The sequence below is a fragment of the Ensifer sp. Root278 genome (assembly GCF_001429285.1).
Lineage (GTDB): Bacteria > Pseudomonadota > Alphaproteobacteria > Rhizobiales > Rhizobiaceae > Ensifer.
Window position 1 is genome coordinate 1 of record NZ_LMJJ01000022.1, and the last position, 25,182, is coordinate 25,182.

The 25,182-nt window shown below is 59.3% G+C and carries 23 protein-coding genes and 2 pseudogenes; 15 read left to right on the plus strand and 10 right to left on the minus strand.

The genetic code is table 11. From position 1 onward, the window contains the following. Positions 1-195: 195 nt before the first annotated feature. Complete coding sequence (locus ASE60_RS16325) at positions 196-759, minus strand: cytochrome c (RefSeq protein WP_057251610.1); 564 nt, start codon at positions 757-759, stop codon at positions 196-198. 119 nt (positions 760-878) lie between these two features. On the opposite strand from ASE60_RS16325, the gene ASE60_RS34610 reads away from it, so the two are divergent. The 5 genes and pseudogenes from ASE60_RS34610 to ASE60_RS16350 all read left to right on the plus strand — a co-directional run bounded on the left by ASE60_RS34610 (position 879) and on the right by ASE60_RS16350 (position 5,788). Beyond that, positions 879-1,241, plus strand: coding sequence for a hypothetical protein (locus ASE60_RS34610; RefSeq protein WP_156414661.1), 363 nt, complete (start codon positions 879-881; stop codon positions 1,239-1,241). Positions 1,242-1,340: 99 nt separating this feature from the next. Continuing rightward, positions 1,341-2,793, plus strand: a pseudogene (locus ASE60_RS16335) (multicopper oxidase domain-containing protein). 78 nt (positions 2,794-2,871) lie between these two features. Continuing rightward, the gene (locus ASE60_RS16340; RefSeq protein WP_057251612.1) at positions 2,872-5,094 is read left to right on the plus strand and encodes a copper-translocating P-type ATPase; all 2,223 of its coding nucleotides are present in this window, start codon (positions 2,872-2,874) and stop codon (positions 5,092-5,094) included. Beyond that, positions 5,091-5,303 carry a DUF2933 domain-containing protein gene (locus tag ASE60_RS16345; protein WP_057251613.1) on the plus strand — a complete coding sequence of 71 codons (213 nt, stop codon included), beginning with the start codon at positions 5,091-5,093 and terminating at the stop codon, positions 5,301-5,303. Before ASE60_RS16340 ends, ASE60_RS16345 begins: the two co-directional genes overlap by 4 nt. Next, on the plus strand, positions 5,300-5,788 hold the full coding sequence (locus tag ASE60_RS16350) for an SRPBCC family protein (RefSeq protein WP_057251614.1): 489 nt from the start codon (positions 5,300-5,302) through the stop codon (positions 5,786-5,788). The genes ASE60_RS16345 and ASE60_RS16350 overlap by 4 nt, the downstream gene beginning before the upstream one ends. Before the next feature lie 51 nt (positions 5,789-5,839). Here the strand turns inward: ASE60_RS16350 and ASE60_RS16355 are convergent, their stop codons facing one another. Continuing rightward, the gene (locus ASE60_RS16355) at positions 5,840-6,265 is read right to left on the minus strand and encodes a DUF305 domain-containing protein (protein WP_057251615.1); all 426 of its coding nucleotides are present in this window, start codon (positions 6,263-6,265) and stop codon (positions 5,840-5,842) included. Positions 6,266-6,794: 529 nt separating this feature from the next. On the opposite strand from ASE60_RS16355, the gene ASE60_RS16365 reads away from it, so the two are divergent. The 4 genes from ASE60_RS16365 to ASE60_RS36055 all read left to right on the plus strand — a co-directional run bounded on the left by ASE60_RS16365 (position 6,795) and on the right by ASE60_RS36055 (position 10,428). Continuing rightward, complete coding sequence (locus tag ASE60_RS16365; protein ID WP_244495646.1) at positions 6,795-7,235, plus strand: hypothetical protein; 441 nt, start codon at positions 6,795-6,797, stop codon at positions 7,233-7,235. A gap of 954 nt (positions 7,236-8,189) precedes the next feature. Beyond that, the gene (locus ASE60_RS16375) at positions 8,190-8,747 is read left to right on the plus strand and encodes a hypothetical protein (protein ID WP_057251618.1); all 558 of its coding nucleotides are present in this window, start codon (positions 8,190-8,192) and stop codon (positions 8,745-8,747) included. Positions 8,748-9,123: 376 nt separating this feature from the next. Then, positions 9,124-9,429 (plus strand): DUF1236 domain-containing protein, encoded by a 306-nt coding sequence (locus ASE60_RS16380; protein ID WP_057251619.1) that lies wholly within the window; start codon positions 9,124-9,126, stop codon positions 9,427-9,429. Positions 9,430-10,347: 918 nt separating this feature from the next. Further along, entirely contained in the window at positions 10,348-10,428 is an 81-nt protein-coding gene (locus ASE60_RS36055) for a hypothetical protein (RefSeq protein WP_280137712.1), read from the plus strand. 264 nt (positions 10,429-10,692) lie between these two features. On the opposite strand, the gene ASE60_RS16385 is transcribed toward ASE60_RS36055, so the two are convergent. The 5 genes from ASE60_RS16385 to ASE60_RS16405 form a co-directional block, all read right to left on the minus strand. Beyond that, a complete protein-coding gene (locus ASE60_RS16385; protein ID WP_057251631.1) occupies positions 10,693-11,589 on the minus strand; it encodes a polysaccharide lyase in 897 nt (298 codons plus the stop codon). Between the two features lie 37 nt (positions 11,590-11,626). After that, positions 11,627-12,130 carry a hypothetical protein gene (locus ASE60_RS34615; RefSeq protein WP_156414662.1) on the minus strand — a complete coding sequence of 168 codons (504 nt, stop codon included), beginning with the start codon at positions 12,128-12,130 and terminating at the stop codon, positions 11,627-11,629. A gap of 336 nt (positions 12,131-12,466) precedes the next feature. Beyond that, positions 12,467-13,909: a DUF1254 domain-containing protein gene (locus ASE60_RS16395; RefSeq protein ID WP_057251621.1), complete on the minus strand. Its 1,443-nt coding sequence runs from the start codon at positions 13,907-13,909 to the stop codon at positions 12,467-12,469. 89 nt (positions 13,910-13,998) lie between these two features. Further along, entirely contained in the window at positions 13,999-14,568 is a 570-nt protein-coding gene (locus ASE60_RS16400) for an OmpA family protein (protein WP_057251622.1), read from the minus strand. Positions 14,569-14,596: 28 nt separating this feature from the next. Continuing rightward, positions 14,597-15,022, minus strand: coding sequence for a cysteine rich repeat-containing protein (locus ASE60_RS16405; protein WP_057251632.1), 426 nt, complete (start codon positions 15,020-15,022; stop codon positions 14,597-14,599). A gap of 639 nt (positions 15,023-15,661) precedes the next feature. On the opposite strand from ASE60_RS16405, the gene ASE60_RS16410 reads away from it, so the two are divergent. From ASE60_RS16410 to ASE60_RS16435, 6 genes are all read left to right on the plus strand, one after another. Next, the gene (locus ASE60_RS16410; RefSeq protein WP_057251623.1) at positions 15,662-17,476 is read left to right on the plus strand and encodes an adenylate cyclase; all 1,815 of its coding nucleotides are present in this window, start codon (positions 15,662-15,664) and stop codon (positions 17,474-17,476) included. Positions 17,477-17,623: 147 nt separating this feature from the next. Continuing rightward, positions 17,624-18,415: a DUF2092 domain-containing protein gene (locus ASE60_RS16415; RefSeq protein ID WP_057251624.1), complete on the plus strand. Its 792-nt coding sequence runs from the start codon at positions 17,624-17,626 to the stop codon at positions 18,413-18,415. Then, entirely contained in the window at positions 18,412-18,624 is a 213-nt protein-coding gene (locus ASE60_RS16420) for a hypothetical protein (protein ID WP_057251625.1), read from the plus strand. The genes ASE60_RS16415 and ASE60_RS16420 overlap by 4 nt, the downstream gene beginning before the upstream one ends. Before the next feature lie 93 nt (positions 18,625-18,717). Then, positions 18,718-19,995, plus strand: coding sequence for an alpha/beta hydrolase (locus ASE60_RS16425; RefSeq protein WP_057251626.1), 1,278 nt, complete (start codon positions 18,718-18,720; stop codon positions 19,993-19,995). Positions 19,996-20,187: 192 nt separating this feature from the next. Beyond that, positions 20,188-20,970 (plus strand): hypothetical protein, encoded by a 783-nt coding sequence (locus ASE60_RS16430; RefSeq protein ID WP_057251627.1) that lies wholly within the window; start codon positions 20,188-20,190, stop codon positions 20,968-20,970. A gap of 82 nt (positions 20,971-21,052) precedes the next feature. Next, the gene (locus tag ASE60_RS16435) at positions 21,053-23,221 is read left to right on the plus strand and encodes a mechanosensitive ion channel family protein (RefSeq protein ID WP_162261303.1); all 2,169 of its coding nucleotides are present in this window, start codon (positions 21,053-21,055) and stop codon (positions 23,219-23,221) included. Between the two features lie 343 nt (positions 23,222-23,564). Here ASE60_RS16435 and fghA read toward each other — a convergent pair whose 3' ends face one another. From fghA to ASE60_RS16450, 3 genes and pseudogenes are all read right to left on the minus strand, one after another. Next, on the minus strand, positions 23,565-24,452 hold the full coding sequence (fghA, locus tag ASE60_RS16440; RefSeq protein WP_057251629.1) for an S-formylglutathione hydrolase: 888 nt from the start codon (positions 24,450-24,452) through the stop codon (positions 23,565-23,567). A 157-nt stretch (positions 24,453-24,609) separates the two neighbouring features. Beyond that, positions 24,610-24,785: pseudogene (locus ASE60_RS16445) on the minus strand (S-(hydroxymethyl)glutathione dehydrogenase); the annotation flags it as partial. Positions 24,786-24,822: 37 nt separating this feature from the next. Beyond that, positions 24,823-25,182: zinc-binding dehydrogenase (locus ASE60_RS16450; RefSeq protein ID WP_156414664.1), on the minus strand; the 360-nt coding region annotated here is incomplete at its 5' end.

Below are 25,182 nucleotides of genomic sequence, written 5' to 3' on the forward strand. Positions count from 1 at the left end.
GGAATCAGCATGGAAGCAATTCTCCTAGCGCGGCTCCTCACGACGCATTAACTGCGGTACTGAGATTGGAGTGTGCACTTCAGGATGCTGCCCAGATTTCGATGCGAACAAAAAACCGAAGCCAACCACGAATCTATCGCCTTGAGATCCCATCAGGGGTGGATAGCGGCCTGCACCGTGGCAGAGTGACTTGTGCTACTCGGCTAGGACGCGAAACTTGGCGTGGCAGGAGGTGCAAATTTGCAGCATCAGATGGAAAGCGTGCTCGGCGGGCATGGTCTTCGGGTCGGGCACGTCCGGGTTTCTCTTGGCGAGCGGCCCGCCCATCTTCGCATCACTGCCCTGCATTCGCATGTCGAGAGCGAGAACATCCGGGTTGCGATCGGCCGCGACTGAGAGCGCCGCGGCATAAGTTCCGAGATCGGCAGCCAGTTTGTCGAACTTCGGTCGCTCCGCTTCGATGCCGGCGCTGGCCTTGGAACCTTCGGCGGTGACGGAGCCTTCGAACAGGACCGACAGCTTTTCGCCGGAATGTGCCCTGATGGTTTCGGTGGCGGCTTTGAAAGCCTTCGCATCGTAGGGCAGTGTCCCCTTGAACATGGCATCGATGTTCTTGGCGGCAGCGGCCATCGCCTTCATGTCCTGCTGCCTTTGGCGAACGACGTCGATTTCCGCTCTCTGGGCCGTCGTGGTCGAAAAGCCCGCTGCCACGATCGCAGCGACAATAAGGCCGCACCATTTTACAACCTTCGGACACATTCGGATGCAATCCTCTCATTGAGAGCCGCGCTCTTGTCGGCGTTTGATCAAGGTCAAGGCGAGATTGCCAGGATCGCGCACTGTGGTCGTCAATACAGCACGAGGTGTCGGACGAAAACATGATCGCCGTCAGCCAGACCGTCCGGAAACGCACAACAGAATTGCTGGCCATCTTGGTCGCTCTTCTGTTTCTGGCCGTGCCGAAGGCTGAGGCGACCCCCATCGAATGCGGGCCACACATCGCGGGCAGTGAACATGTCGTTTCCCCGCAGGTGAAAGCCGATCTCCACGCCGAGAAAGAAACAGACGACCAGAAAGCGTGCTGCAAGCGCATCTGCAGCCTGTGCCATGCGTTGTTCCCGGCTCCGATCTTCGGCGAAGTCACCCTGAAGTCCGGCGGTCGCCGGGACCTCACACCCCACCCCCCCATCAACGGCATCATTTCGCGACCCGCCATCGGCCCTCCTCGATCCGCCGGATGAGCCGGACCAGCCGTCGTTTGACGGCGGTCTTCCACGATCGCACCCGCGTGGTGTGATTTTCGCCGGCATCGACCGGCACGGAACGAGAGGTCAATGGATATGAAACGCCGTGAATTCCTGGGCGGGCTGATGTCGGGCGTCGTGGTCGCCGCATCGGGCGCCGCCCTACATCCAAACACAAGCTGGGCTGAGGCCAGCATAGCAACATCAAGCGCGGGCACCCGCAACCTTGCGATCACGAAGCGCGTGATCGAGGTGAACGGCAAAGCCGCCGACGTGCTTGGGCTCCTTCAGCCGGATGGCGCTGTCGGGCTGACGCTCGACGCGGAGCTTGCGTTCGACGTCACCCTTTCAAATCAAGGCGGCGAAGCGACGCTCATCCACTGGCACGGACTTGCGCCGCCATGGAATATGGACGGAGTCCCGGACAATCCCGCAGCGCTTCTGAAAGCGAAGGAAACCCGGCGCTACACGTTTCCGGTCGGCTCCGGCGGCACGCACTGGATGCATGCGTATACGCTCCAGGAGCAGAACCTGCTTGCCGCGCCCCTGATCGTGCGGACGGCCGACGACAGGCAGCGCGACGAGCAGGAAGTGGTCATCCTGCTCCACGACTTCTCCTTCACGCCTGCCGAAGAACTGCACGCCAAGCTGAAGGGATCATCGGGCGGTCACGGGATGGACCACAGTGCGATGGTGCAGGGCATGGCGTCCAGCATGCAGGGCCACATGTCCGGCATGGCGATGCCAGGCATGGCCGCCATGGATCTGAACGACATCGAGTACGATGCCTATCTCGCCAACGACCGGACGCTCGACGACCCTGAAGTCTTCACCGTCGAGAGCGGCGGACGCGTCCGCCTGCGCATCATCAATGGCGCGACGGCCACCGCCTTCACGATCGACACGGGCACGCTCACCGGACAGTTGATCGCCGTCGACGGACAGCCGGTGCAGCCGGTTCTAGGGACACGCTTCCCGATCTCCATGGGACAGCGGCTCGATATCCGGCTTGAACTTCCGAAGTCCGCCAAAGCCCATCCAATCCTGGCGCTGCGCGAGCGCACTGAGCATCGCGCAGGGGTCATCCTTGCGCCGACGGGCGCCACGATCGCCAGGATCGCAGCGCGTGGAGAGGATTCCGGTCCAATCGTCGGGCTCGACCTCGAAACGCGGCTCGCAGCAGCCGCGCCGCTTGCCGTCCGTGCCGCCGACCGTCGGTTTGAATTGACGCTTATGGGCAGCATGAGCGGCTACGACTGGCGGATCGAGGGCGGCGACAACCTTGGCGTTCGCCAAGGTGAAAGGATCGAGATCGTCATGCGCAACATGTCGATGATGTCCCATCCGATGCATTTGCACGGGCACCACTTCCAGGTGGTCGACATCAACGGAAAGGCAATCGGCGGCGCCGTGAGGGATACCGTTGTTGTGCCACCGATGGGGAGCGTGAGCGTAGTGTTCGACGCAAACAATCCGGGCCGTTGGCCGCTCCACTGCCATCCTCTATCACATGGCATCGGGAATGATGTCCTTCGTCGCTTACGCATAAACAAGAGACGTCCGGCCCGCTTATTGGGTGGCTGGACGCTAGCTCTGTTGGAGGCGGGTACCGTTACGGAGAAATCACATGGACGAACATAAGCATCACCACGTACATGAAGGTCACGACCATCACCACCACGCCAATCAGAACGCGAGGACTGCCGAAGCCCCAGGCACGCTGGGCTCACAGCAGGATGGCCTGATCTACACCTGCCCCATGCATCCCCAGGTGCGCCAGATTGGCCCCGGCAACTGCCCGATTTGTGGCATGACACTCGAGCCCGAGGTCGTCACGGCCGACATGGGTCCAAGCCCGGAGCTTGTCGACATGCGGCGACGGCTCTGGATCGGCCTGGTTCTGACATTGCCCGTGCTGGCGCTCGAGATGGGTGGTCATCTCACCAATCTGCACACGCTGCTCGGCGCACAGACGTCGAACTGGATCCAACTCATCCTGGCGACCCCGGTCGTCCTTTGGGCAGGCGCTCCCTTCTTCCAGCGGGCCTGGCAATCACTCGTCACCCGGCACCTCAACATGTTTACGCTGATCGCCATGGGAACGGGCGTCGCCTGGGTCTACAGCGTCGTCGCAACCGTTGCCCCAGGCCTGTTTCCGGAAACATTCCGATCCAGCGAAGGAGCGGTCGCGATCTACTTCGAGGCGGCCGCCGTCATCACCGTGCTGGTGCTGCTCGGGCAGGTTCTTGAGCTGCAGGCGCGCGAGCAGACGGGCGGGGCGATCAGGGCGCTTCTCGATCTCGCGCCGAAGACGGCCCGCCGCATCCGCAGCGATGGCACCGACGAGGACGTGGAGCTCGAGACCGTCGTCGTAGGCGACAAGCTGCGCGTTCGCCCTGGCGAGAAGGTTCCGGTCGACGGTACTCTCCTCGAAGGACGCAGTTCGATCGATGAATCCATGATCACCGGGGAGTCGATGCCCGTCACCAAAGAGGTCGGGGCAAAACTGATCGGCGGCACTATGAACCGGACGGGCGGCTTCATCATGGAGGCGGGCAAGGTCGGCCGCGACACCATGCTGTCCCGGATCGTCCACATGGTCGCCGAGGCGCAGCGCTCCCGCGCCCCGATCCAGCGGCTCGCCGACGAGGTCTCCGGCTGGTTCGTTCCGGTCGTCATCGTGATTGCCGTCATTGCCTTCGCGACGTGGATGATGATCGGACCGGAGCCGCGGTTCGCGCACGGACTGGTCGCCGCAGTGGCCGTGCTCATCATCGCCTGCCCCTGCGCGCTCGGTCTTGCCACGCCGATGTCGATCATGGTCGGTGTCGGCAAGGGCGCGAGTGTCGGCGTGCTGATCAAGAACGCCGAAGCCCTCGAACGCTTCGAGAAGGTCGACACGCTGGTGGTCGACAAGACGGGAACGCTCACCGAGGGCAAGCCGAAGGTCACCGAAATCGTCGCCGTGAGCGGCGTATCTGAAGCCGACTTGCTGCGACTGGCCGCCACCTTGGAACGGCCGAGCGAACATCCGCTCGCAAGCGCCATCGTCGATGCCGCCAACGAGCGCGGCCTGGACCTCGGGTCTGCCGAAGACTTCGACAGTCCGGTCGGCAAGGGCGTGATGGGTATCGTCGACGGTCGCAGGCTGATCATCGGCAGCCACCGGATCATGTCGGAGGAGAAGGTGGACGTCTCTGCTCTCTCGCAAAAGGCGGAAGAACTGCGTGGCGAGGGAGCAACCGTGATCTTCGCGGCGATCAACGGCCGCCTGGGCGGTCTGTTTGCGATTTCCGATCCAATCAAGGCCACGACACCGGCTGCGGTGGAAGCGCTAATCAAGGACGGCGTCCGCGTGGTCATGCTCACCGGTGACAACAGCACCACCGCCAGCGCTGTCGCTCGCAAGCTGGGGATCACGGAGGTCGAGGCGGAAGTCTTGCCCGAGCACAAGAGTGAGATCGTCGCCCGACTGCGCAAGGAAGGCCGGATCGTCGCCATGGCGGGTGACGGCGTCAACGACGCCCCAGCCCTTGCCGCCGCCGACGTCGGCGTCGCCATGGGAACCGGGACCGATGTCGCGATCGAAAGTGCGGGCGTCACGCTGCTGAAGGGCGATCTGCAAGGCATCGTGCGTGCACGGCGCCTCAGCCATGCGACCATGGCGAACATCCGGCAGAACCTGTTCTTCGCCTTCATCTACAACGCTGCAGGCGTACCTGTAGCTGCGGGAGTGCTCTACCCGGCTTTCGGGCTGCTGCTGTCGCCGATCATCGCGGCGGCCGCCATGGCGCTTTCGTCCGTCAGCGTGATTGGCAATGCCCTGAGATTGAGGAGCGCACGGATATGATGTGGGATCGCAGATGGACTTTCTTCGCCGCTTCGCTCGCGGTGATTACCGCGGTCTTCGTTCTTCGCGAGCACTGGCAGCACGTGTTGGGTCTCACGCCCTATCTGTTGCTGCCGTGCCCGTTGATGCATCTCTTCCATGGGCATGGGCACGGCGGGCATCGCCATGACCGTGGAAGCCACCCGACGGAGCCGGGGGACATCACATGAGCTACATTCGCTCGGCAGAATCCGTCACCGGTGTTGCAGCTTCCCCCGAGACGCTTTTCGACTTCCTCGATGACCAGGCCGCCCTCGGTTCACACATGGGGAAGCCGTCGATGATGATGCTCGGCGGACGGATGTCATACTCGCTCGACGATTCTGCCGGACGCGCTGTCGGATCCCGCATCTCGATGCGAGGCAGCGTGCTCGGACTGGAGCTCACCGTGGACGAGGTGATTGTCGAACACCGGCCTCCGGTCAGCAAGGTCTGGGAGACGCTGGGACGGCCGGACCTCCTTGTCATCGGAGCCTACAGGATGGGATTCGAGATCCATGGATCCGGTGGTGGCTCCCGGCTACGGGTATTCATCAACTACGACGATCCGGCAACGGTGGCGGGCAGAATTATCGGCCCGCTCCTCGGGCGCATTTATGCACGCTGGTGCGTCACGCGGATGGCCCGGGACGCCACCAGCAGGTTCCGGCAGTGACCAACGGGAGGATGCCTCTCTCGGTATCCTCCCGACAAAGCTAGCGAGGCCTCACTTGGCGTGTTCCTTGACCCAGGCGCTCATCCCCTCGATTTCCTTCTTCTGAGCGTCGATGATCTTCTGGGCCATGGACTTGGCCTGCTCGTCATCACCGTATTTCAGCTCGACCTCGGACATGCTGATCGCGCCCATGTGATGGCCGATCATGCCGCAGACGAACGCGACATCAGGATCCTTCGCCATCATTCCCTGCATCATGGCCGGGTGCATTTTCTGCATGGACTCCATCATTGCTTTCTGATGGTCGGCCATTTCGCCGGTCTGCATGCCGCCTGGCATCTTCATGTCGCCACTCATCGAAGATGCCGATTTGCATGCGTCCGGCATCGCCATCTGAGCCGACGCCGTTTCGGTCGCTGCGAGAAGGATGGCTGGTATGGCCGTCCCGGCGACTATGAGCTTAAGCAAGCTGTTCATTGTACTCTCCATGTTCGGAAGGACGTGTGTTTCAGATCGGGAGAGTGCTGGTCTTGGGCGGAGGATGAAGCACCCGGACGAGCAGGAACGCCTTCGCCTGCACTGCAAGCGGGCTGCGAAGATGCGGGGGGTGGATCTTCGCCGCACGCACGCAATCCACCAGAACCGCACAGCACTGAGATTTTGTGCAGCAGCCCGGCGGCGAGGCGAAGTCGGAAGCGCGATGGTTAGGCTCCGTGACGGAGGGGCAATGGCGTCCGACATGAACGGTGGCGCCCAGTGTGCCGTGCAGACTGAGAATCCCAAGGCAGAGTGCACCGATTAAGATGACCTGGAGTGAAACTCGGAAGGCAGGCATGGGGCGCGTTCCCTTCGAGCCTACAATCCGTCTGCCGATCAAAAGTTCCGCGCCGAAACGGGCGTTTGCGGATCGGCTGGTTGTGGATGTCCCGCGACGTATGCCCGTGATGGTACCTACGAGCGGCCGCACGGTTTCGAGGATGGCCGGAACAATGAGCGGAGGATCACCATGGTGAATCAACACAGGCCGCCGATGCAGCATCATGACGGGGCGACGCACAACTACATCATGTTCACGGTCAACATGGTTCTCAGCCTGATCGTGATGTACTTCGTCATGTTCTCGATGATCGACGGCTGGGCGGATTTCCGGAACAATCTCAATACGGCCTACATGGCGCTGACGATGGTAGCTCCGATGGGCATCATCATGCTGGCGACGATGGGTGGAATGTACGGGCGCACCGGGCTGAACGTCGCCTTGTACATTGGGCTTGCCGTACTCTTCGTGGCCGCGCTTGCGGGGACGCGCAAGCAATCAGAGCAACGAGTTCGCTTGAACAGCTGGGGCACGTTTTGCAAGACGGCATCGCTGCAAACTCGTCGTCAACACCCAAAAGTAAAACGGCAAGTGGGAGCACACTTGCCTCGTTCGTCACACTCCCTGTAAGGATCGTAACCGCTCCAAGGCGGATCGCTTCCGGGCCCCAATAGGACGGGCCGACGATGACCCAAGTACGGAATGCATGCAGTCGGCATTGTATTGCGGTACGAAGTCGTCAGCGTCGATCGCCAGCCAATAGTCCGCCTTCTCCCGTTCGCCGAGATAGTCTTTAAGGACCGGCTCGTCGTCCAAACCTTCCTTCCTCCCTGAAAACGCGGGCGCAATCCCTCGGAGTTGGCTGGAATCCAAGCCGGACAGTTCCCGCCAAGCGTGTTCGAACTTCGAGCTTGCAGACTGCCAAGGGGGCATGGCCTTCGTCGCAGTTACACGCGCCAAAACCGGGCCACCTGCCCTTTCAACTGTTACGATTACGCTCCGGTGCCTGTCGTTTTCTGCGATCCCGTCCGCAACCGATCTTCCGCGCGCCACCGCCTGGCTGTCGCTAGCATGAAACGCTCCGGTGTGGTCGCGATTGACCGTCCCAAGAAGATGAATGTGAAAAAGGTATCGGCGCATTTTCGTACTCGAACATGGTCATCGCTTTCTACGTCTTAGCAGTTTCTAAAGTACTTTGCGCGTGACAGTTGCGTGACGCGCCCATCGCCGCCTGGTTACTTTGTCGGGGCGACCATTCAACATCCGTCGTCTTGAATAACGGCCGCTCGTGCTGTCTGATGCGGCGCCCCTCAGGGGCGACAGTCAGTGTCGATCGAGGAACGTATCGCCCACACCATGTACGTCCGCGCGGAGCCTCGGAACACCCGTCCAACATCCCGACAAGGATGTCGTTCCCGACGATACATTATGCGATCCCAGACCCACAAACCGGAAACAAACCCGGCATATGATCCTCGCGCTGTCTGTCTGACTCCGTGTTGTGCAATCCTGCCGCAACAGGTTCATCCGGTGGACCTCGTTCGCCGGCGACGATCATCCGAAACCATTCTTCGGATCGCCGTGATGTTTCCCACAGCCCATTCAAAGGTACTCCTCCCTCACGAAATCAACCAAATCGAACAGATCTTTGTGGATGTCCTGCGCGGGCTCGGCCTGTCGCGGAATAGTGAGGCCGCAGAGGCAATCGCAATACGCATTCTCAATTGCTACCAAGGGGGCGTTCGGGAGAGCGGCGTTCTGAAACACATGATCGGCTACTATAAATTGGCGGCGCTGGAAGAGAACGCGGACTCGCTTCCGCACGGCAACCACGAGGTTTCGATCCAGGAGATTACCGGCCAGCTACTCAGCCCCGACGAACTTGATACGCTCCAACGGACGTTCGATCGGGTGTGCGTCTGGTGTAGTATCCCGCGCTATGGCAAACGCACCGAAAGCCTGGCCCGGCATATTGCCGATCAATTCCGTAGTGGGGTGAGCGACGAGGCTGCGCTGTTCGATAGCGCGATGTGGCGGGAGCAAACGTCCCGCAGCTCTATCTATCAGTCTGCGGGAACAATGCTCGAATGGACGGGTTGGAACTCAAGAAGGAGTTCTGGCGATGATCCTAATCCCACCTGAATTTGACGTCCGCGGTGGCGAGGGTTCCGATGCCTCGGGGCTAATCGCCTCGCTAAAGTATGCGCTGGCCGCCGAAGCTCCATTTGATACCCAAGGCCTTTGCTTCAGAGCACTAGGGAACAGCGTCGTGATCGAGGGCCAAGTAAGTGCCCCCGGCGCGGACGAGTTTATCCGCAGGGTCGCTGAGGATATAGCGGGCGCCAAACGGGTTGTCGTACGTGTCGGGTGTCCCGTCGGACCATTTCCGAAAGGTCCACTGGGCTAAGGTCCGGACCCACGCGACCGAAGTCTGACCATCGGAACGAAAATTGCGCAACGGGGTTGGTAGTAGTCCCGCCTTGATGAGTGGGTAACAACATCCGAACCGGAGAAGAACATGAAAAAGCTTATGAGCTCCGCCCTTGCAGGGCTGTTTGTGCTCGGCACTTCTAGCCTCGCCCTAGCTCAGACGGTCATTGTTACTCCAGAGCAGGAAACGGTCGTTCGCGAATATGTTAAGAAGAAGCCGCTTGCCTCCATCAAACTTCCTGGAGTGGAGCTCAACGTCGGCTCGGCACTCCCCGAAACGGTAGAACTGCACACGATCGATGCACCGGATATCAAGTACCGCTATGTGGTGGTAGACAACCGCACCGTCCTGGTTGACCCGGGCACCCGCAAAATCGTTCGTGTTATCGACTAACGCTCGGACCGCTGCCCCTTCCCCTGTATGCGAAGGGGCAGCCTTCATGCTCCGAGTTTGGTTGTCCACCCGCACTCACTCCCCAAAAAGCTAATTATGCTGGATAAAAAAACGGTCCCGCGGAAGCAGGACCGGTGAGGTGAATCATATGCGAGCATCCGCTCGGTAGGCCCCACAGTTAGCGGGGACACTAAGGGCTGGTGGGGCCTAGAGGCATCTCGATTGGGTCGACGATCGAGAGTATTTTCAAAGCTAGGGCGGCGGAAAAGGTTCCGCCATGGGACTTCAGTCTCAAACGGCCAGCGCAAAGGTCTTAGGTTCGTTGTCGCCCTCTACCCTCGCGTTAGTTTTCTTCTGAGCCCAAGCAGCACAGCGCCTAACTGCCTTGGGCGGGCAACGGCGCCGGAGCGCCTCCTTGCAGTCCGCAGGAACAAGCTTTGCTGTCGTTGCCCGATTGGAGGATTGAGGATCTGCGAATGTACGAACCACACACGTACGCAACGCCACAGAGGAAGTTAACGACCGGTCTACCCGTCGGCATGGTGCTTCTGTCAATGGTTGCGACTACTGCTTCCCTGCTGGTCGGAGGCGAACCAGAGTTGATCCCGGAAATCGGTAGAGCAGCATGAGCGAAGCTGCCCGGTACCGTACATTCCAGTCGATACATTATGCGATCTTTTGAGCACAAATCGTGAGCAAAATAGGAAGAGGTCGGGTCATGGCGAACTGTCAGAGCTGGAGGCCATCGACGTTCTGCTATCGAAGAACTGACGCTGCGCGAGAACAGCCGTATCAAGAAGGGCATTGCGGATGGGCAGGCTCGCAACCATCAAAACCCTGGCGGGCTTATCAGCCTGTCGCCGCGGGCAGCGGTAACCTCTTCCCCAGTTCGTCAACGGTCGCTACGAACGCGGCGCTGTGATCCTCACCTCCAACCGCGGCTTCGCAGAGTGGGGCGACGTCTTTTGGCGATCGCGTCGTCGCCATCGCGCTGCTTGACAGAATCCTTTACAACGCCGTCGCATTCAGATCGAAGGATCAAGCTAAGCCTGCGACAACATGCGGAACTGATGCCAGAGCACGTGCGTTCCAAACCCCTCATCACTCCACCCGCTTTCTTGCCACCACCAAGATCACGGGGACGGCCACCGAAAAATGGTCACGCATTCCTGCTACCCACGTCGGCATAACTGGGGAATTTTACTTCGGCACTTTGAGGAAATTTCCAGCGGCATGACATCCTTGTGTTGCGCCTCCCGGGATCTACGAGCCTGCTGAGCGTAGCGCCGCAAGTCCAGCCGGTCCGAGAACATCTTCACTGCGTGTGGAGCGGCGAAAGTTGTCGAAGTAGAGCGTCCATTCGCCCTGAGATGCCGAGCGGTAGGGGCCGAACTTGAAATACTGCCGAGAGCCCAGCCCATGTTCGTCATGCCCGATATGGCCTCGGACCGTCACGATCCAGCGGTCGTTGGCGAAGAGTTCGATATGCCCTGTGCCATCCGGTCCCGGCTGGGTCATCACTGCAAAGTCAATCCAGCCACTATGCGGCGTCGGCAGCTCATTACCCCTGTGGATGACGGTTATGCGATCCGTGTGGGCCGTGAACAGGCGCCCGTCCTGTGGCTTCCAGCCAGGGTCGGTGGCAACCAGCGCACGCATCTGGCGCTTTTCCGGCCGCAGAAAAACCGGCGTGAGGGCCGATGTGCCGGTCGACAAAGAAGAGCGCCGAGGGATCACCGGAAAACTGGTCTCAACGGTCGCAAACAGTCGGCCGCGAACGAGACGAAGCGCCAGGAACGGGCTAAAGTCACCCCTCGCCTCCGGACCGATCTCGCGCTTCCATTGGGCGATCAGATGGCGGTGGTCCCCTTGCGGGATGGGATCGGCAAACCTGACGGAAAAGCCGTACCAGACCGCCTTGTCATATGGTACGCGCAGCGTCGTGCGTTCCCACACCTCCGCTCGCTCGCTTCGATCGTCTTCGCCCTCAAAAAGCGGTCGGACGCTTAGCTTCAACGCGCCGGCACTGCCAAATGTGACATTTCGCTGGAATTCGACTGATCCGGCACGTTGCTCGACATTGTCACGATAGTAGAGCCCCCCCAAAGGCGAGAAGCTGTCGCCTTCGAAACCGTCAACAAGGTTGGCTTCCCAGGACAACGGCGTCGCCGCATCGCTATTGCCGTCAGGTGCGTTGTCAGCGGTTTCCAATTCTTTCTCCTGAATTATCCTCCGCGCTCGCAACGTATTTGTGCATTAGGCCTCTTCCTGTCTCGCGACAGTCCATCGTGAACCTGCGGTCAGCGATGTGGTCGTTGCACCGGGTAACATAACGGCTATTGTTTGAAATCAGTCGACCGGGCCCACCGCAGACGTCACAAGTATGGTAGGAACGGTCTGCGATCTCATGATAGATCCCGCTAAGCGCAGCCGCCAGTTCTGCCGACAGGCGGAAGTCATCCGTCGGACTGAGGTAGCAGCGAAGACCACCCCACTTTTCCTCTATTTGCCGAACGTAGACCTTGGAAAGCAGCCCTTGATTGCTGAGGAATACTTCGACACGCCGTAGATATTCCTCAATCAATCCGTTCCAGCCGGTATTGGCAATCAGGAAAAGGGACCACGTCTCCTCGCTCGTATTTGGATCAAAAAGACAAGCATAGCTTTCACGAACGTGTACAACGAACTCCGCATGTGTCATGCAGAGACTCCTTTCGCATGAACCCGGGGGGCTGGAAATAACACCGGCTGTCAGCGCAGTTAGGCCTTCCCGTCTTGCAGCTGCCATTGGTATGCCGAATCTGCTCGGTAGTTCGATCGGGCACACTTCGGCTGCCTCAAACCCTCTTCTTGTCAAATCCCGATCCGCGCCGAGCGTCGACGACGTGATAGCCGCCGACACCCGGCTTGCTGAAAGGACCGAGCGGAATGCGACGGCGTTCGGTGAGACCTGGCTTGCGACAAAGCCGAATCCATCGTGCGCGGGGTGACGGCCGTGAACGAGGCGGCGAGAGGCCGCCCCAGTCCCAGGGTGCAATCAGCTCACCTTCTTCACGGGCGGTATCGTCCATGAGCCGTCGATGATGGAAGGATTGCTCTCATTGGGCCAGTAGAGGCGCATCATGAGGATAAACTTGCCTTTGGGCGCCGGCAGCCAATTGGATTCCTTGTCCGGTCCGGGCGATTCATGCTGGATCAACAGGTCGATCGAGCCGTCCGGATTTGCCTTGAGCGGCTCCCGTGCACTGATGGAGTAGCGATTAAGCGGATTGTCGACAAAGAAGTAGTCCGCGTCATACATGGTCAAGGACCAGAACCCCGAAACCGGTGGCGTAAGTCCCTTCTTGAATGTCAGAACGTACTTTTCGGACCCGTTATATGCCCGCTTGATCACACCGCCGCCGGATTTCTGCGATGTCGGATAGATCGCATCCTGCGGCCGGTTTGCTCCCAGACCGATCGCGGTGATGAGGGCGCGCTGGATATAGTTGGTGCCATAAATGCCAGTCTTCGTCGTGAAGCCCCAGCCGTCGATGTCCTGCACGTCGCCGTCGCTGAATTTGAAATGCGTCATGATGCGGGCGAAGCCGAGCTCAGGGACGCGCTTCACAAAGGCCGGATCGAACTTGGCCTTGTCGAAGTCCTGGCCGGGAACGATGCCGAGTTCGGCGAGCTTGGCGACCATCGGCGCATCCGCGTCGGTCGGCGGGTTTCGTTTCAGGAGCTCGGCGAACAGGGTGAAGTACTCGATGGCGTTCATGCTGTTGACTTGCTCGCGAACGGCAGTCTCCATATCGATGGCCGGATCGACCTTGCCCTTGGGGGCGGTCCACTCCTTGCCCCATGCGCTCAAGGGATAGAGTTTGACCTCATCCTGGAGCTTATGAACCTCCGCGTAGTCCTCCGGCGTCCCGGTGCAATAGATGCGTCCAAGCAGCCAGACGATGCTCGTCGGAGACTTGTACTGGGTCATGCCCTCCGGTACCTTGCCTTCCCACCCAGGACCGGTCACCACGAAGGTCTGCGCCCCCGTACCGGTCGTCCGCTTTCCGGGAACGTCGAACACCGTCGTCCAGCCGTCCAGCATCGGAAACAGAGCATAACGATCTTTGAGGTCGGGCAAGCTGACCACCCAAGGTTCCTCACCCACATCGAAGAATGCCGTCGTATAGAGCGTATCGGCATTGGGCGCCGTCACGTCGCGGAATTTGGCATCCGGATACTGGCGCAACTTGATGACGTGCCCCATCGGACCTCGGGTTCCTTCGACCTCGGCGACGTTGGTAATCACGCGCCGGGTCATTTCCATCGTCACGAGAGGGTAGGCGTAAATGTACGCTTCGACTGCGAGCGCGAACTCATCGAGCCCTTCCGGCAGATCTGCCACCAAACCGTCGGCGGCGTTCGCCGACGAACCCACAGAACCAGCGGCCATCAGTCCAAGACCGGCCACCGTTAATTCACGGCGCGTGATATGCATTACTTGCCCTCCAAAAAACAATTTGTAACGAATGCAACTGTGCGGACAATCCGCGCGCAATCAAAAGTTGAAGCACCACTGGACACGGGCTATTGGACGAGACCGAGGTTGATCAATTGGACCCGCCGGTTTTCCGGCGCTTTCAGGTTGGCTGCATCGAGCGGCCACTCCTCGCCCACGCCAATCGAATACAAACGGTCTGGTGCGATCGCAAACGTGGTCGAAAGCGCCTCGGTTATGGCATTGGCGCGCTGCGCGCTAAGCTTGAGATTGTGTTGGGCGTCGCCGGTCGAACTCGTGTGACCGACCACGAGAAACTTGTAGCGCCGCAGGTTGGGGTGGTGCAGCGCATCGGCGATCAGGCCGACCGTGCGGTAAGATTTTGGCTCGATGGCGACGGAGTCGTTCTCGAATTCGATATCTAGGATCAATTGCGACAGCTTGGAGAGTTTCTGCCAGTTCGGAAGGTTGGCGACACCTTTACCCGCACTTGCCGTTGCCTCCTCCACCAGAAGCGCGACGTCAATTGCGGGCGCCGCGTTTTCCACCCTCCCGAGGGTACGTACAAGTTGCATGTCACTGATTTGCTGCGCCACCCCCTCGCCAGCGGACAGCATCAGCCCGATCGTCAGCAACGCCTTAAATTGGATTCGCTTCATTGGCTCACCTTTCGTTCTCAAGAAGGTCTCAACGCCACCCTGCGTCGATGATGGCTTGGCCGCATTGTCCTTCGTTCACGCGCGTCGCCTTGTTCAGACAGGAGAGAACATTGCCCTCGCCCTTGACGCTTTTGCAGTACTGGGCGATGTCGTGTTTGCAAATCGTCGCAAAGGACGACTGCGCCGCCTGGCGTTGACGTATCGAGGTGATCACGTTCGCCAGTGTCACGGTACACGCCGGCGAGACTTTGCCCTCGTTCTGCTCGAGACAGGACTGGATGCGGCCGCTGCCAAGGTTGAGCCCCTTGCAATATTTCCGGATGTCCGATCCGCAATCGTTGGCGAGCAAGCTCACAGCATCGGCATAGCTGATGGTGTCTGCCCGAGCGACGGTGGCGAGGGCAAGAACAGTGAGAACTATCGTTCCTGCGAAAACTGCACGTCTGTTCGTCATGGCAAGTCCGATCGAAAACAACATTAAACTCGGCTGCCCGGCCGATAGCCGAGGCGTTAGCCAGCGTTGACATGCGCAATGCGGTCGCCAAAAGGGAAGTAGCTTACAGTATGCAACGCCCCTGCTACGGTTACGTGGGCAATTCGCAGGCGCGGAGACTGCACGATGGCGAGCGCTGCCGACATCCCGTCTCGGCGGCTGTTTGCCATCTCCATGTCCCCGGCGGAGCGTTCGTCGCAGCGGGAGTGTGAGGTTCCATCGACCGCCGGAACGTGGATCGGCGCCGCGAAGGTCACCAACGAGCATTTGTCATCATCGCATGCCCAGGCATCGTTACGATTCCGTGAGCCGCAACCGAGCTGGGGAAGAGACCCCTGAGATGTTTTCTTGCACGGCACGGCCGCGCGCCCGTCACTGACCGTGGCATCCGCGAAACTCCTTCAAATTTTTCCTGCGAATCCGCCCAGAGATGCTTCGAAACCAACGCTTACCACTGGTGTGGCAAACTCTAGGGGGCACAAAAATCGAGGTGGTGGTCCGATATGATTTCTGGACGAGCAAAACGTGACAGCGTAGGTTACATAAAGGGACGGCAACTAAATCAGTGATTGTCGCAGCTGAGTGGGTAGGGGGCGATTGATGGACACATTGGTGGCACACGGATCGGAGGAGATGGCGGAATCGTCAGGATCTGTGCCAAGTCCAGCAGATATTCGTGACCAACTTGCACGCATCATTTCGAGTGCCGAGTTTCCAAAAGGAGGCCGCGGCCCGGCCTTTCTCAGTTTCGTTGTCGAGGAGGCCCTTGCGGGGCGAGCGCTGCGCCTAAAAGGCTACACAATCGCGGTTGAGGTATTCAAGCGGAGCGAAGACTTCACCCAGGATGACCCGGTCGTCCGCATCGAGGCCGGACGGCTGAGACGTGCGCTCGAGCGCTACTATCTCGTGGCCGGACAGGACGATCCCGTCAGGATAGATATTCCAAAAGGACGCTACGCGCCTTCGTTCACCTGGAACGCTCCGATCTCAGCGGCCCCCATCTTTGCCTCTGTCGAGGAGGAGGGCAAACAGCTCGATCACTCATGGCCGCGTCGTGGGTGGCTAATGCTCGGCCTTTTCGGCGTCATCGCACTTGCGGCGCTGACATACTGGGGAAGCGAGCGCATAGTTGAGGCCGCGAAGCGGAGCGGAACCGCAATCTCGCCTGACGAGCCGACGTTGGTGATCGCACCTTTTGCCAATCTCGGCGACGGCCCGCAGGCTCAACTTTACACATCAGGGCTGACAGAGGAACTGCTCACCGCCCTGCCACGGTTCAAGGAGATCATGGTCTTCGGCCGCGAGACGTCGAAGTCTCTCTCCCCACAGGTTGAGGCTTCCGAAATTCGTGGTGGGCTCGGTGCTCGCTATCTGCTTGCAGGCGCCGTCAGGGTGTCTGGTCCTAAGGTCCGAGTGACGGCGCGCCTATTAGACACATCCGACGGCGCAATCCTGTGGTCCCAGACCTACGACGATGACCTAACAAGCCGGGAACTTTTCGCCATCCAATCCGACGTCGCGAGCAAGGTTGCGGCCGCTGTAGCCCAGCCGTACGGCGTCATCGCGCAGGCTGCCACAGCAAGCCCGCCCCCAGATGACCTCGGGGTCTACGCCTGCACACTGCGCTTCTACGCGTATCGTTCGGAACTGAGCCCGGAGACCCATCTCAACGCCCGAGACTGTCTTGAAAGCGTCGTGGCACGTTACCCCAGTTATGCGACGGCATGGGCAATGTCGTCCATTTTATACCTCGATGAGGATCGCTTCCGCTTTAACCTCAGGAGTGGCCAGCCGGCGCCAATTGAGCGGGCGTTGCACTCGGCCCGACGGGCGATCGAACTGGAACCAGGAAATACCCGGGCGCTTCAATCCCTGATGATCGCGCTTTTCTTCAACCAACAACTCACCGAGGCGCTTCAGGCCGGCGAGGAGGCGCTGGCATTAAACCCGAACGACACGGAGCTGTTGGGCGAGTTCGGAACGCGGCTCGCAATCTGTGGCCAGTGGCAGCGTGGCGCGGATCTCCTTGACCGAGCACTTACGCTCAACCCCGGTGGCGCAAGCTACTACCACGGAGCACGAGCGCTCGCGGCCTATATGCTGAACGATCCTGATAAAGCGGTGAGCCTCATCCGCAAGACGAATCTACAAAAGTTCCCGATGTTTCACCTGGTCGCAGCCGCAATCTTCGCCGACGCTGGATTGTTGGATGAGGCGAGGCGCGAGGGAGAGATCTTCATGAAGATGCGCCCGGATTACATCCCGAACATCATCGAAGAACACAGGAAGCGCAACATTGAGCCGAGGGACAACCTCCGGATGATCGCGTCGCTTCGAAAGGCGGGCCTTCCCGTGCCGAGCGCCGAGGAAGTTGAAGCGAAGGTATTGGCCACCGCCGCATTCAAAATCCCCTGAGGCTTCCGCGGCGGACAGATTCTACAGTCTGCCCGCACAGAGCCTACCAGACGTTACGGGTGTTCGTTCTCCGCGGTGTCTACAGTTTGTCGATATCAGACGCCAGCCGGCGACTGACGCTTGCCAAGCACCAAGAGGCATAGGCCGATGATCCGCTGGAATACGAATAATGCCCTTTCAACCGCAGCGTTCTGTTTACTATTGGGGCTGATACCGCAAGCAGAAACGCTGGCGGCAGAAGCTGAGGCCAAAAGCCTCCTCAAGGCGATGTCAGACTATCTCGCTTCACAAAAGGCGATATCCTTCGCCTACGATTCAAACCTGGAAGTCGTCACCAAGGACCATCAGAAATTGCTGCTCGCGAGTTCCGGCAAGATCGAGTTGGGGCGACCGGACAAGCTGCGCGCCACGCGGTTTGGCGGCTTCGCCAATGTTGAAATGGTTTTCGACGGCAAGACGGTGACGCTGGTCGGAAAGGATATAAACCTTTACACCCAGGTGGATCTCCCGGGCACGGTCGAGCATCTGGTCGATGCAATGCGCGACAAGCTCGGCAAGCCGGTGCCCGGTGCGGACCTGCTCCTGCCCGACGCCTATGACAAGCTGATGGAGGGCGTAACCGACGTAAAGGACCTCGGCAGTGGGGTGATCGGGGGTGTCGAATGCGACCACCTCGCTTTCCGGGCGAAAGACGTCGACTGGCAGATTTGGATCGCGCAGGGAGAAAACCCCCATCCCTGCCGCTACGTGATTACCGCCAGCCAGGTCGACCAAGGTCCGCAATACAGCATCCAAATTTCGGACTGGAAGACGGGCGTCGATGTCGTGGCGGAAGACTATAGCTTCGTCAACAAGACCGACGCCAGGAAGGTCGACCTGACGGATCTTGCCGACATAGACGAACTACCCGATCACCTGGCCACGGGAGACGACAAATGACCGCGCACGGGAGACTGAAGACCGTTCTGTTTATTGCTGCGCTTTTGCTTCCCGCGATCGATGCCGCTGAGCAGGCAGCGATCCTTAGGCCCTACGCTTTTCCGAAGCCCGCCGAGGCTCGTGTCGGTCGGCCGCTGACACCTGTCAGCGTCGCCGGCGTCGCTCGGCGAACCGTGCGGCGCTGCGCCGTTGGCGTCTATTACTGCTAGGGCCCGAAATCTCAGGGGAAAGTTGGAAGCGTTTTGATCAACACAAACACCAGCACTGAGCGCGTCGCTTCATTCTCAAGCTGTCTGCGCCGGATGATCCTTTGCCTTACGCTCATCTCCGTTTCCGGATGCGGCGGTCATCCGAAGGGTGTGCTGACGCCCGTCGCCGAGACGTCCGCCGATGCAAGCCGCGTCGAAATGCTGATCACAACCACGCGTGACCGCTCGGAAGTACCCGGAGAAATGTTCACGGGCGAGCGCGCGCGTGCGCCAGCGTTTGCGGACATCACCGTATCTATCCCTCCTATCCGAAAGGTTGGCGATGTCGCGTGGCCAAAGAAGCTGCCTCCCAATCCGGCCACCGACTTCGCAACTCTGAAAGCGGACGAATTGACAAAGACTGAAGCTAAGGCCTGGCTGAACGCTTCGGTCAGGAAGAGTCCCGACCAAAGCGTGCTTGTGTTCATCCACGGGTTCAACAATCGCTTCGAAGACTCCGTCTACCGCTTTGCCCAGATCGTCCATGATTCCGGCGTCAAGAGTGCGCCCGTTCTTGTGACCTGGCCATCGCGGGGCAGCCTCTTGGCTTACGGCTATGACCGTGAAAGCACCAACTATACCCGCAACGCGCTGGAATCACTGTTCCAATATCTGGCTGCGGACGAAGAGGTGAAGGATGTCTCGATCCTTGCTCATTCGATGGGAAACTGGCTCACGTTGGAAGCGCTTCGCCAAATGGCAATCCGTAACGGACGCCTGCCGGCAAAGTTCAAAAACGTGATGCTCGCGGCCCCCGACGTCGACGTGGATGTGTTCCGCTCGCAGATCGAGGACATGGGCAATCAGCACCCGCGGTTCACCCTCTTCGTGTCGCAGGACGACAAGGCACTGGCCTTCTCGCGCAGGGTCTGGGGTGACATTCCCCGACTGGGATCGATCGATCCGGAGCGGGCCCCTTACAAGCAGGAGTTAGCGGACCACGATATCACCGTCATTGATCTGACCAAGGTGAAGGCCGGAGACAGCATGCACCATGGCAAGTTCGCAGAATCGCCACAAGTGGTCCAATTAATCGGCGCCCGGATTTCCGAGGGCCAGACGTTGACCGACAGCAAGATGGGCCTTGGGGATCACCTCATCGCTGGAACGACGGGGGTTGCGGCAGCAGCAGGCAGTGCTGCGGGCCTGATCCTCACCGCCCCGGTTGCTGTTGTCGATCAAGCCTCTCGCGAAAACTACGCTCACCACCTCAGTGGGTTAGCGGGCCGGTCGAGCTCTGAGCAGGAAATCGCGGTTAAGGACTGCACGTCAAAACAACGGCTGGAATCTAAATCAACGTGTGGCGCGACAGAATTGAGGGACAACCGATGAAAAGATGCGCCGGGGCTTCGGTGTCCCTCAATGGATAAGCCTCTGCCGCTCCGACGTAGAGTCCAAGCGGCGCGTAGCCTTTCGCGAAGCCCTACGCCGGCGCGTCGGTTGCGGCGGCCAATGATCATACGCCTTACGGCTTCTATCCTTTCCCTTGCCGCTGATGGATTTCTTGAAAGAACGGAGCATTTTATGAAGAGACTTGTTACGGCCGCCATCGTCGCGAGCGCGCTCTTGTGCGGGCCGCTGATGGCAGCTGACCTTAATGCTAATCGAGCACCGGACGACGTTCCTGCGATCGAGGAACGATGGACCTATTCGATCACGCCTTACTTCTGGGCAGCAGGTCTTTCTGGCGAGACCGCACAGTTTGGTCTTCCTACGGTCAACATGGATGCGAGCTTTAGTGACATTTTCGACAACCTTGATTTTGGCGGTATGCTCATGGGAGAGGCCCGGAACGGACGATTCAGCGTTTTCGGCGACCTGATCTACACCAAGCTTTCCGCCGACGATAACACGCCACATGGTTTGTTGGCGACGAGTGTCGACGTCGACACTCAGACATTCGCTGGCCTTTTCGGCGTGGGTTACTCGGTCCTTGAAGGACCTGAGGGCCGCCTGGATGTCGTCGGCGGCCTGCGGGTGTGGTCAGTGGAGACCGAGATTTCCTTCAACGGCGGAATTCTCGGTGGGCGCAGCTATACCGACAGCGCCACATGGGTCGATGGCCTCGCGGGGGTGCGCGGCACCTATAATTTCACACCAAACTTCTACGCGATTGGATGGGGTCTTGTCGGTGGTGGCGGTGCCAACATCGACTGGGATGTGATGGCAGGGGTTGGGTACAACATCAACGAGACGGTTTCTGCAACAATTGGTTACAGGGCGCTCGGCGTTGATTACCGTGACAACGGCTTCATTTTCGATGTCGTGCAACAGGGCCCGATCGTCGGTTTCACGATTCGCTTTTGAAGACATTTGCGAATGCTTGGAGTACCGCGCCAAAGGCATCAGAGCCGAACAAGATAAGGCTTTTCTGAAGGGACGAATTTCCGTGCAAACGAAGATCCGCTCTTGGACGGCGGTCGAACAACGCGCTGTGTTAATACGCGTAGCAACTGTGATCGCCCTGCTCCTTTTCGCAATCCCGCAGTCCGCCTTGGCGGAAACCAATCACACCGCCGGGTTAACATCCAACGTCGAAGAGTTTCTGGACCTACTCGGGAAAAGAGACGTTCAGGATTGGCTCCGCGCCCGACAACAAGCCAGTGGCGCCTCCGAAAGCCGCAAGGACCTGCCATCCGATGGTTCCTTCGGAAAAGCCTTTTCGGAACGTCTAAAGGCGATACAAGTGCATCTCAACGAGCTTTGGCAAGTTGCGCCACGCATGAATACCGAGGTGGAGAAGGCAACACAGCGACTGCGGTCAGCGAGCGACGGCGCGGGCTTTATCACAATCTTTGCCACGGCGGGCGTGCTGGTGGGTTTGGGACTTGCAGCGTTGTCTCTCGTCAAGAGCCGCCTCAGCACCGACTATCCGGCCGATGTAGCGGAAGGTGAAGCGCTTGGGCCTCATCGCCGCAGCCTGATGGGACGCTCCCTCGTGCAAGAGGTGGCCGGAATCATCGCATTCTGCATCGCCTGTTTCAGTCCCCTCCTCTTCTACGAACGGACTCCACTGGCTGATCCGATCCTTTTGACCCTTTTGGCAGCGGTCACGGCATGGATGCTCCTGCGTGGGGTTTTACAAGTGCTTTTCTCGGTGAGAGAGGAGCAACGAGAACGCCCGTTGACACTCGCCGCCCATGATAGGGCTTCGCGCAATTGCAATCCGTTCTGGCCGCTCACAGCGGCTAGGTGGTTCTTATTTGGTACTGCAATCGCTGAAACATCACGGCTGAGTGGCATGGACCCCTTGGCTACGGAGCTGATCTCTTACGTCATGGGGCTCGGTTTGGTGGTGATCGGCATCACCGTTATCTGGCAAACGCCATCGCTCGAAGCCGCACGCGGTCCTAAAACGATAAAGAGCAGCACCTTAGGCCGATGGGCCGCAACATTCCTTGTCGTCGGCCTGTGGTTGATATGGGTTGCCGGCGCGACGCATCTCTTCTGGTCGCTTGCAATTGGTTTGTCGACCCCGATTGCGCTTCGCTTCGTCCGTACGCTGACGGCATATCTTTTTGCGAATGAGCAAGGTCAGGCAGACGACCAAATTTCATCCACTTCCATGGTGATGATTGACACGCTGGCACGGGCATTCCTGATCGGCCTCGCATTTTGGATCCTTGCAAGGGTGTGGGGGATCGGCTTCCCGCATTTGGCGACAAGCGATGATGCGATCCTAAGGTTGACGCGCGCATGTGTGATTGTTCTCGCCATCCTTTTTGCTTTTGATGCGCTGTGGCAATTCACACGCCTTGCAATAGACGCAAAGATTGCGCGGGTTGATAAGGCCGGTTCAAGCGGCGCCGAGGTAAGTGCGAAGCAAACGAGGTTGCGAACGCTGCTACCGGTCGCGCGGAATTTCGCCATGGTGATATGCGCGACCCTTGCTGTGTTGATGACCTTGTCTACGCTCGGAATCGAAATCGGGCCGCTGATTGCGAGCGCCGGAGTCGTCGGTTTGGCAGTTGGCTTCGGAGCGCAGACCCTGGTGAAGGATATCATCAGTGGGATCTTCTATCTCCTGGACGACGCTTTTCGTGTGGGCGAATACATCCAGTCGGGCAATTACAGCGGGACTGTAGAATCGTTCAGCCTGCGTTCCGTTCGTCTGCGGCATCAAAACGGCCCTGTGTTCACAATTCCTTTCAGTGCATTGGGTGCGGTGGAGAACGGCAGTCGCGACTATGCGATCGACAAACTTCTCGTCACGGTCACCTATGACACGGATCTTGAAAAGGCGCGAAAGCTGATCAACCGGATCGGTCAGCAAATGACGGAGGATCCCGAGCTCGCGCCGATGATCATCGAACCTCTGAAGATGAATGCTGTTGGTGAATTCGGGACTTACGGCATTCAACTCAAGCTCAAAACGACGACGAAACCAGGCTCCCAAAGCACGGTGCGCAAACGGGCCTATCCGCTCATTAAAAGAGCGTTCGACGAAAACGGAATCGAATTCGCCCATCCAACGGTGAAGGTCTCTGAAGGTGATCCCAAGGCAAAAGCTGCTGGTCTCCAACAAGTGCTGAACGCCAATCCGAAGCAAATCGGCTAAGCATTCCGGCTTTACCATGACTGGTCTTGCTGAGCGGCTTTTCACAGCTGGAACTTTTGGCGAAGACTGTCCTTTCTGCCAGCTCTTGGGAGACGAGCAAGCCACTCAGTGCCATCTTCACAGCGAACTGGAGTTGATCCCGAAAATCGATAGAGCTGCATAGCTGCCTGCCTCAGCACGGCACCTTCCAGTCGATGCATTATGCGACTTTCGAAGCACATAACGGGAACAGCCAACTCCGGACACTCGCCGGCGGATCGGAACAAACGCCACACGGGGTCGAGGCTATGTTCGGCTAACCTCTCCCAGAAAGGGTTGGGCTTCCCGCGGCTCGGCCTGGCGACTATATGGTGGGAACGTGCTGCAACGACGCCGCTGCCCCCACAGTCGACGACCCGGATAACGTCAGGCGATTGGCATGCCAGCGAAGGTGGTCGTCCATGAAGGTTGAGATGAAATTGTATGAGTGGTCGTAGCCCTCGTGCACGCGCAAGGTGAGCGGAATACCAGCTCTGTCGCAGGCGTCCTCGAACAGCCATGGCCTAAGACCTTCGTCCAGGAATTGATCCGAGGCTCCCTGATCGATGAGAAACTCGGGAAAGCGCTTGCCGCCTTCCACGAGGCGCGTCGCGTCATAGTAATTCCATTTGCCTTCATCCGCTCCAAGATAGAGTGAAAGCGCGGGTTTGGACCACTCCGCTGTCGAGGGTTCCACGATGGGCGCAAAAGCGGAGCAGCTTTTGAACCGCCCAGGATTCTTCAGTGCCATGATGAGTGCGCCATGTCCGCCCATCGAATGCCCCATGATCGCCTGTCGGCTCATATCGGCCGGGAAATATGTCTCAACGAGCGCCGGCAATTCGTCGATGAGATACGAATACATCCGGTAGTTCTTGGAAAATGGCTCTTCGGTGGCATCAACGTAAAAGCCCGCGCCCTTGCCGATCCGCCAATTGTCGGGCACGTCATCAACCTCGCCCCGAGGGCTTGTATCAGGGCATACCACGACAAGCCCAAGTTCTGCGGCCATCCTTCGGTATTCGCCCTTATCCATCACATTTGCATGGGTGCACGTCAAACCCGACAGAAACCACAAAACAGGTCGTGGACTTAATGCCGCTTGCGGTGGCTCAAAAACTGCAAAGGTCATTTCGCACGCGCAAACGCTCGATGAATGTTGATAGACCCCTTGCACGCCGCCGTGCGCCTTCGAGACCGAAACGGTTTTCATCTGTCTACTTTCGCCAATCATCAAAGTGGTCGTGGCGGCGCAACAAGTGTCTGGAGATAACAATTGCGCCGCCACTGGCGCCGGGGTTCTGGAGGAAACAAGTCCTGGCGCGTCGGTTGATCGGTGTTTTCGTGCCTCTGCCCCCGATATCCAGGGGTTAGAAAAGCACCACGCTGCGGATGCTTTCGCCGGAATGCATCAGCTCGAAGCCCTTGTTGATGTCTTCGAGGGCCAAGGTGTGGGTGATCATCGGATCGATCTCGATCTTGCCCTCCATGTACCAGTCGACAATCTTCGGCACGTCGGTGCGGCCACGCGCGCCGCCGAAGGCGGNCCGGGGCAATGCGGATGCCTGGTATTGAACTCGCGCTCAGTATACCACCACGCTGCGGATGCTTTCGCCGGAATGCATCAGCTCGAAGCCCTTGTTGATGTCTTCGAGGGCCAAGGTGTGGGTGATCATCGGATCGATCTCGATCTTGCCCTCCATGTACCAGTCGACAATCTTCGGCACGTCGGTGCGGCCGCGCGCGCCGCCGAAGGCGGTGCCCATCCAGCTGCGGCCGGTGACGAGCTGGAACGGCCGGGTGGAGATCTCCTGGCCGGCGCCGGCGACGCCGATGACGACSGACTTGCCCCAGCCGCGATGCGAGGCCTCGAGCGCCTGGCGCATCACCTTGGTGTTGCCGGTGCAGTCGAAGGTGTAGTCGGCGCCGCCGATCTGGTCGGC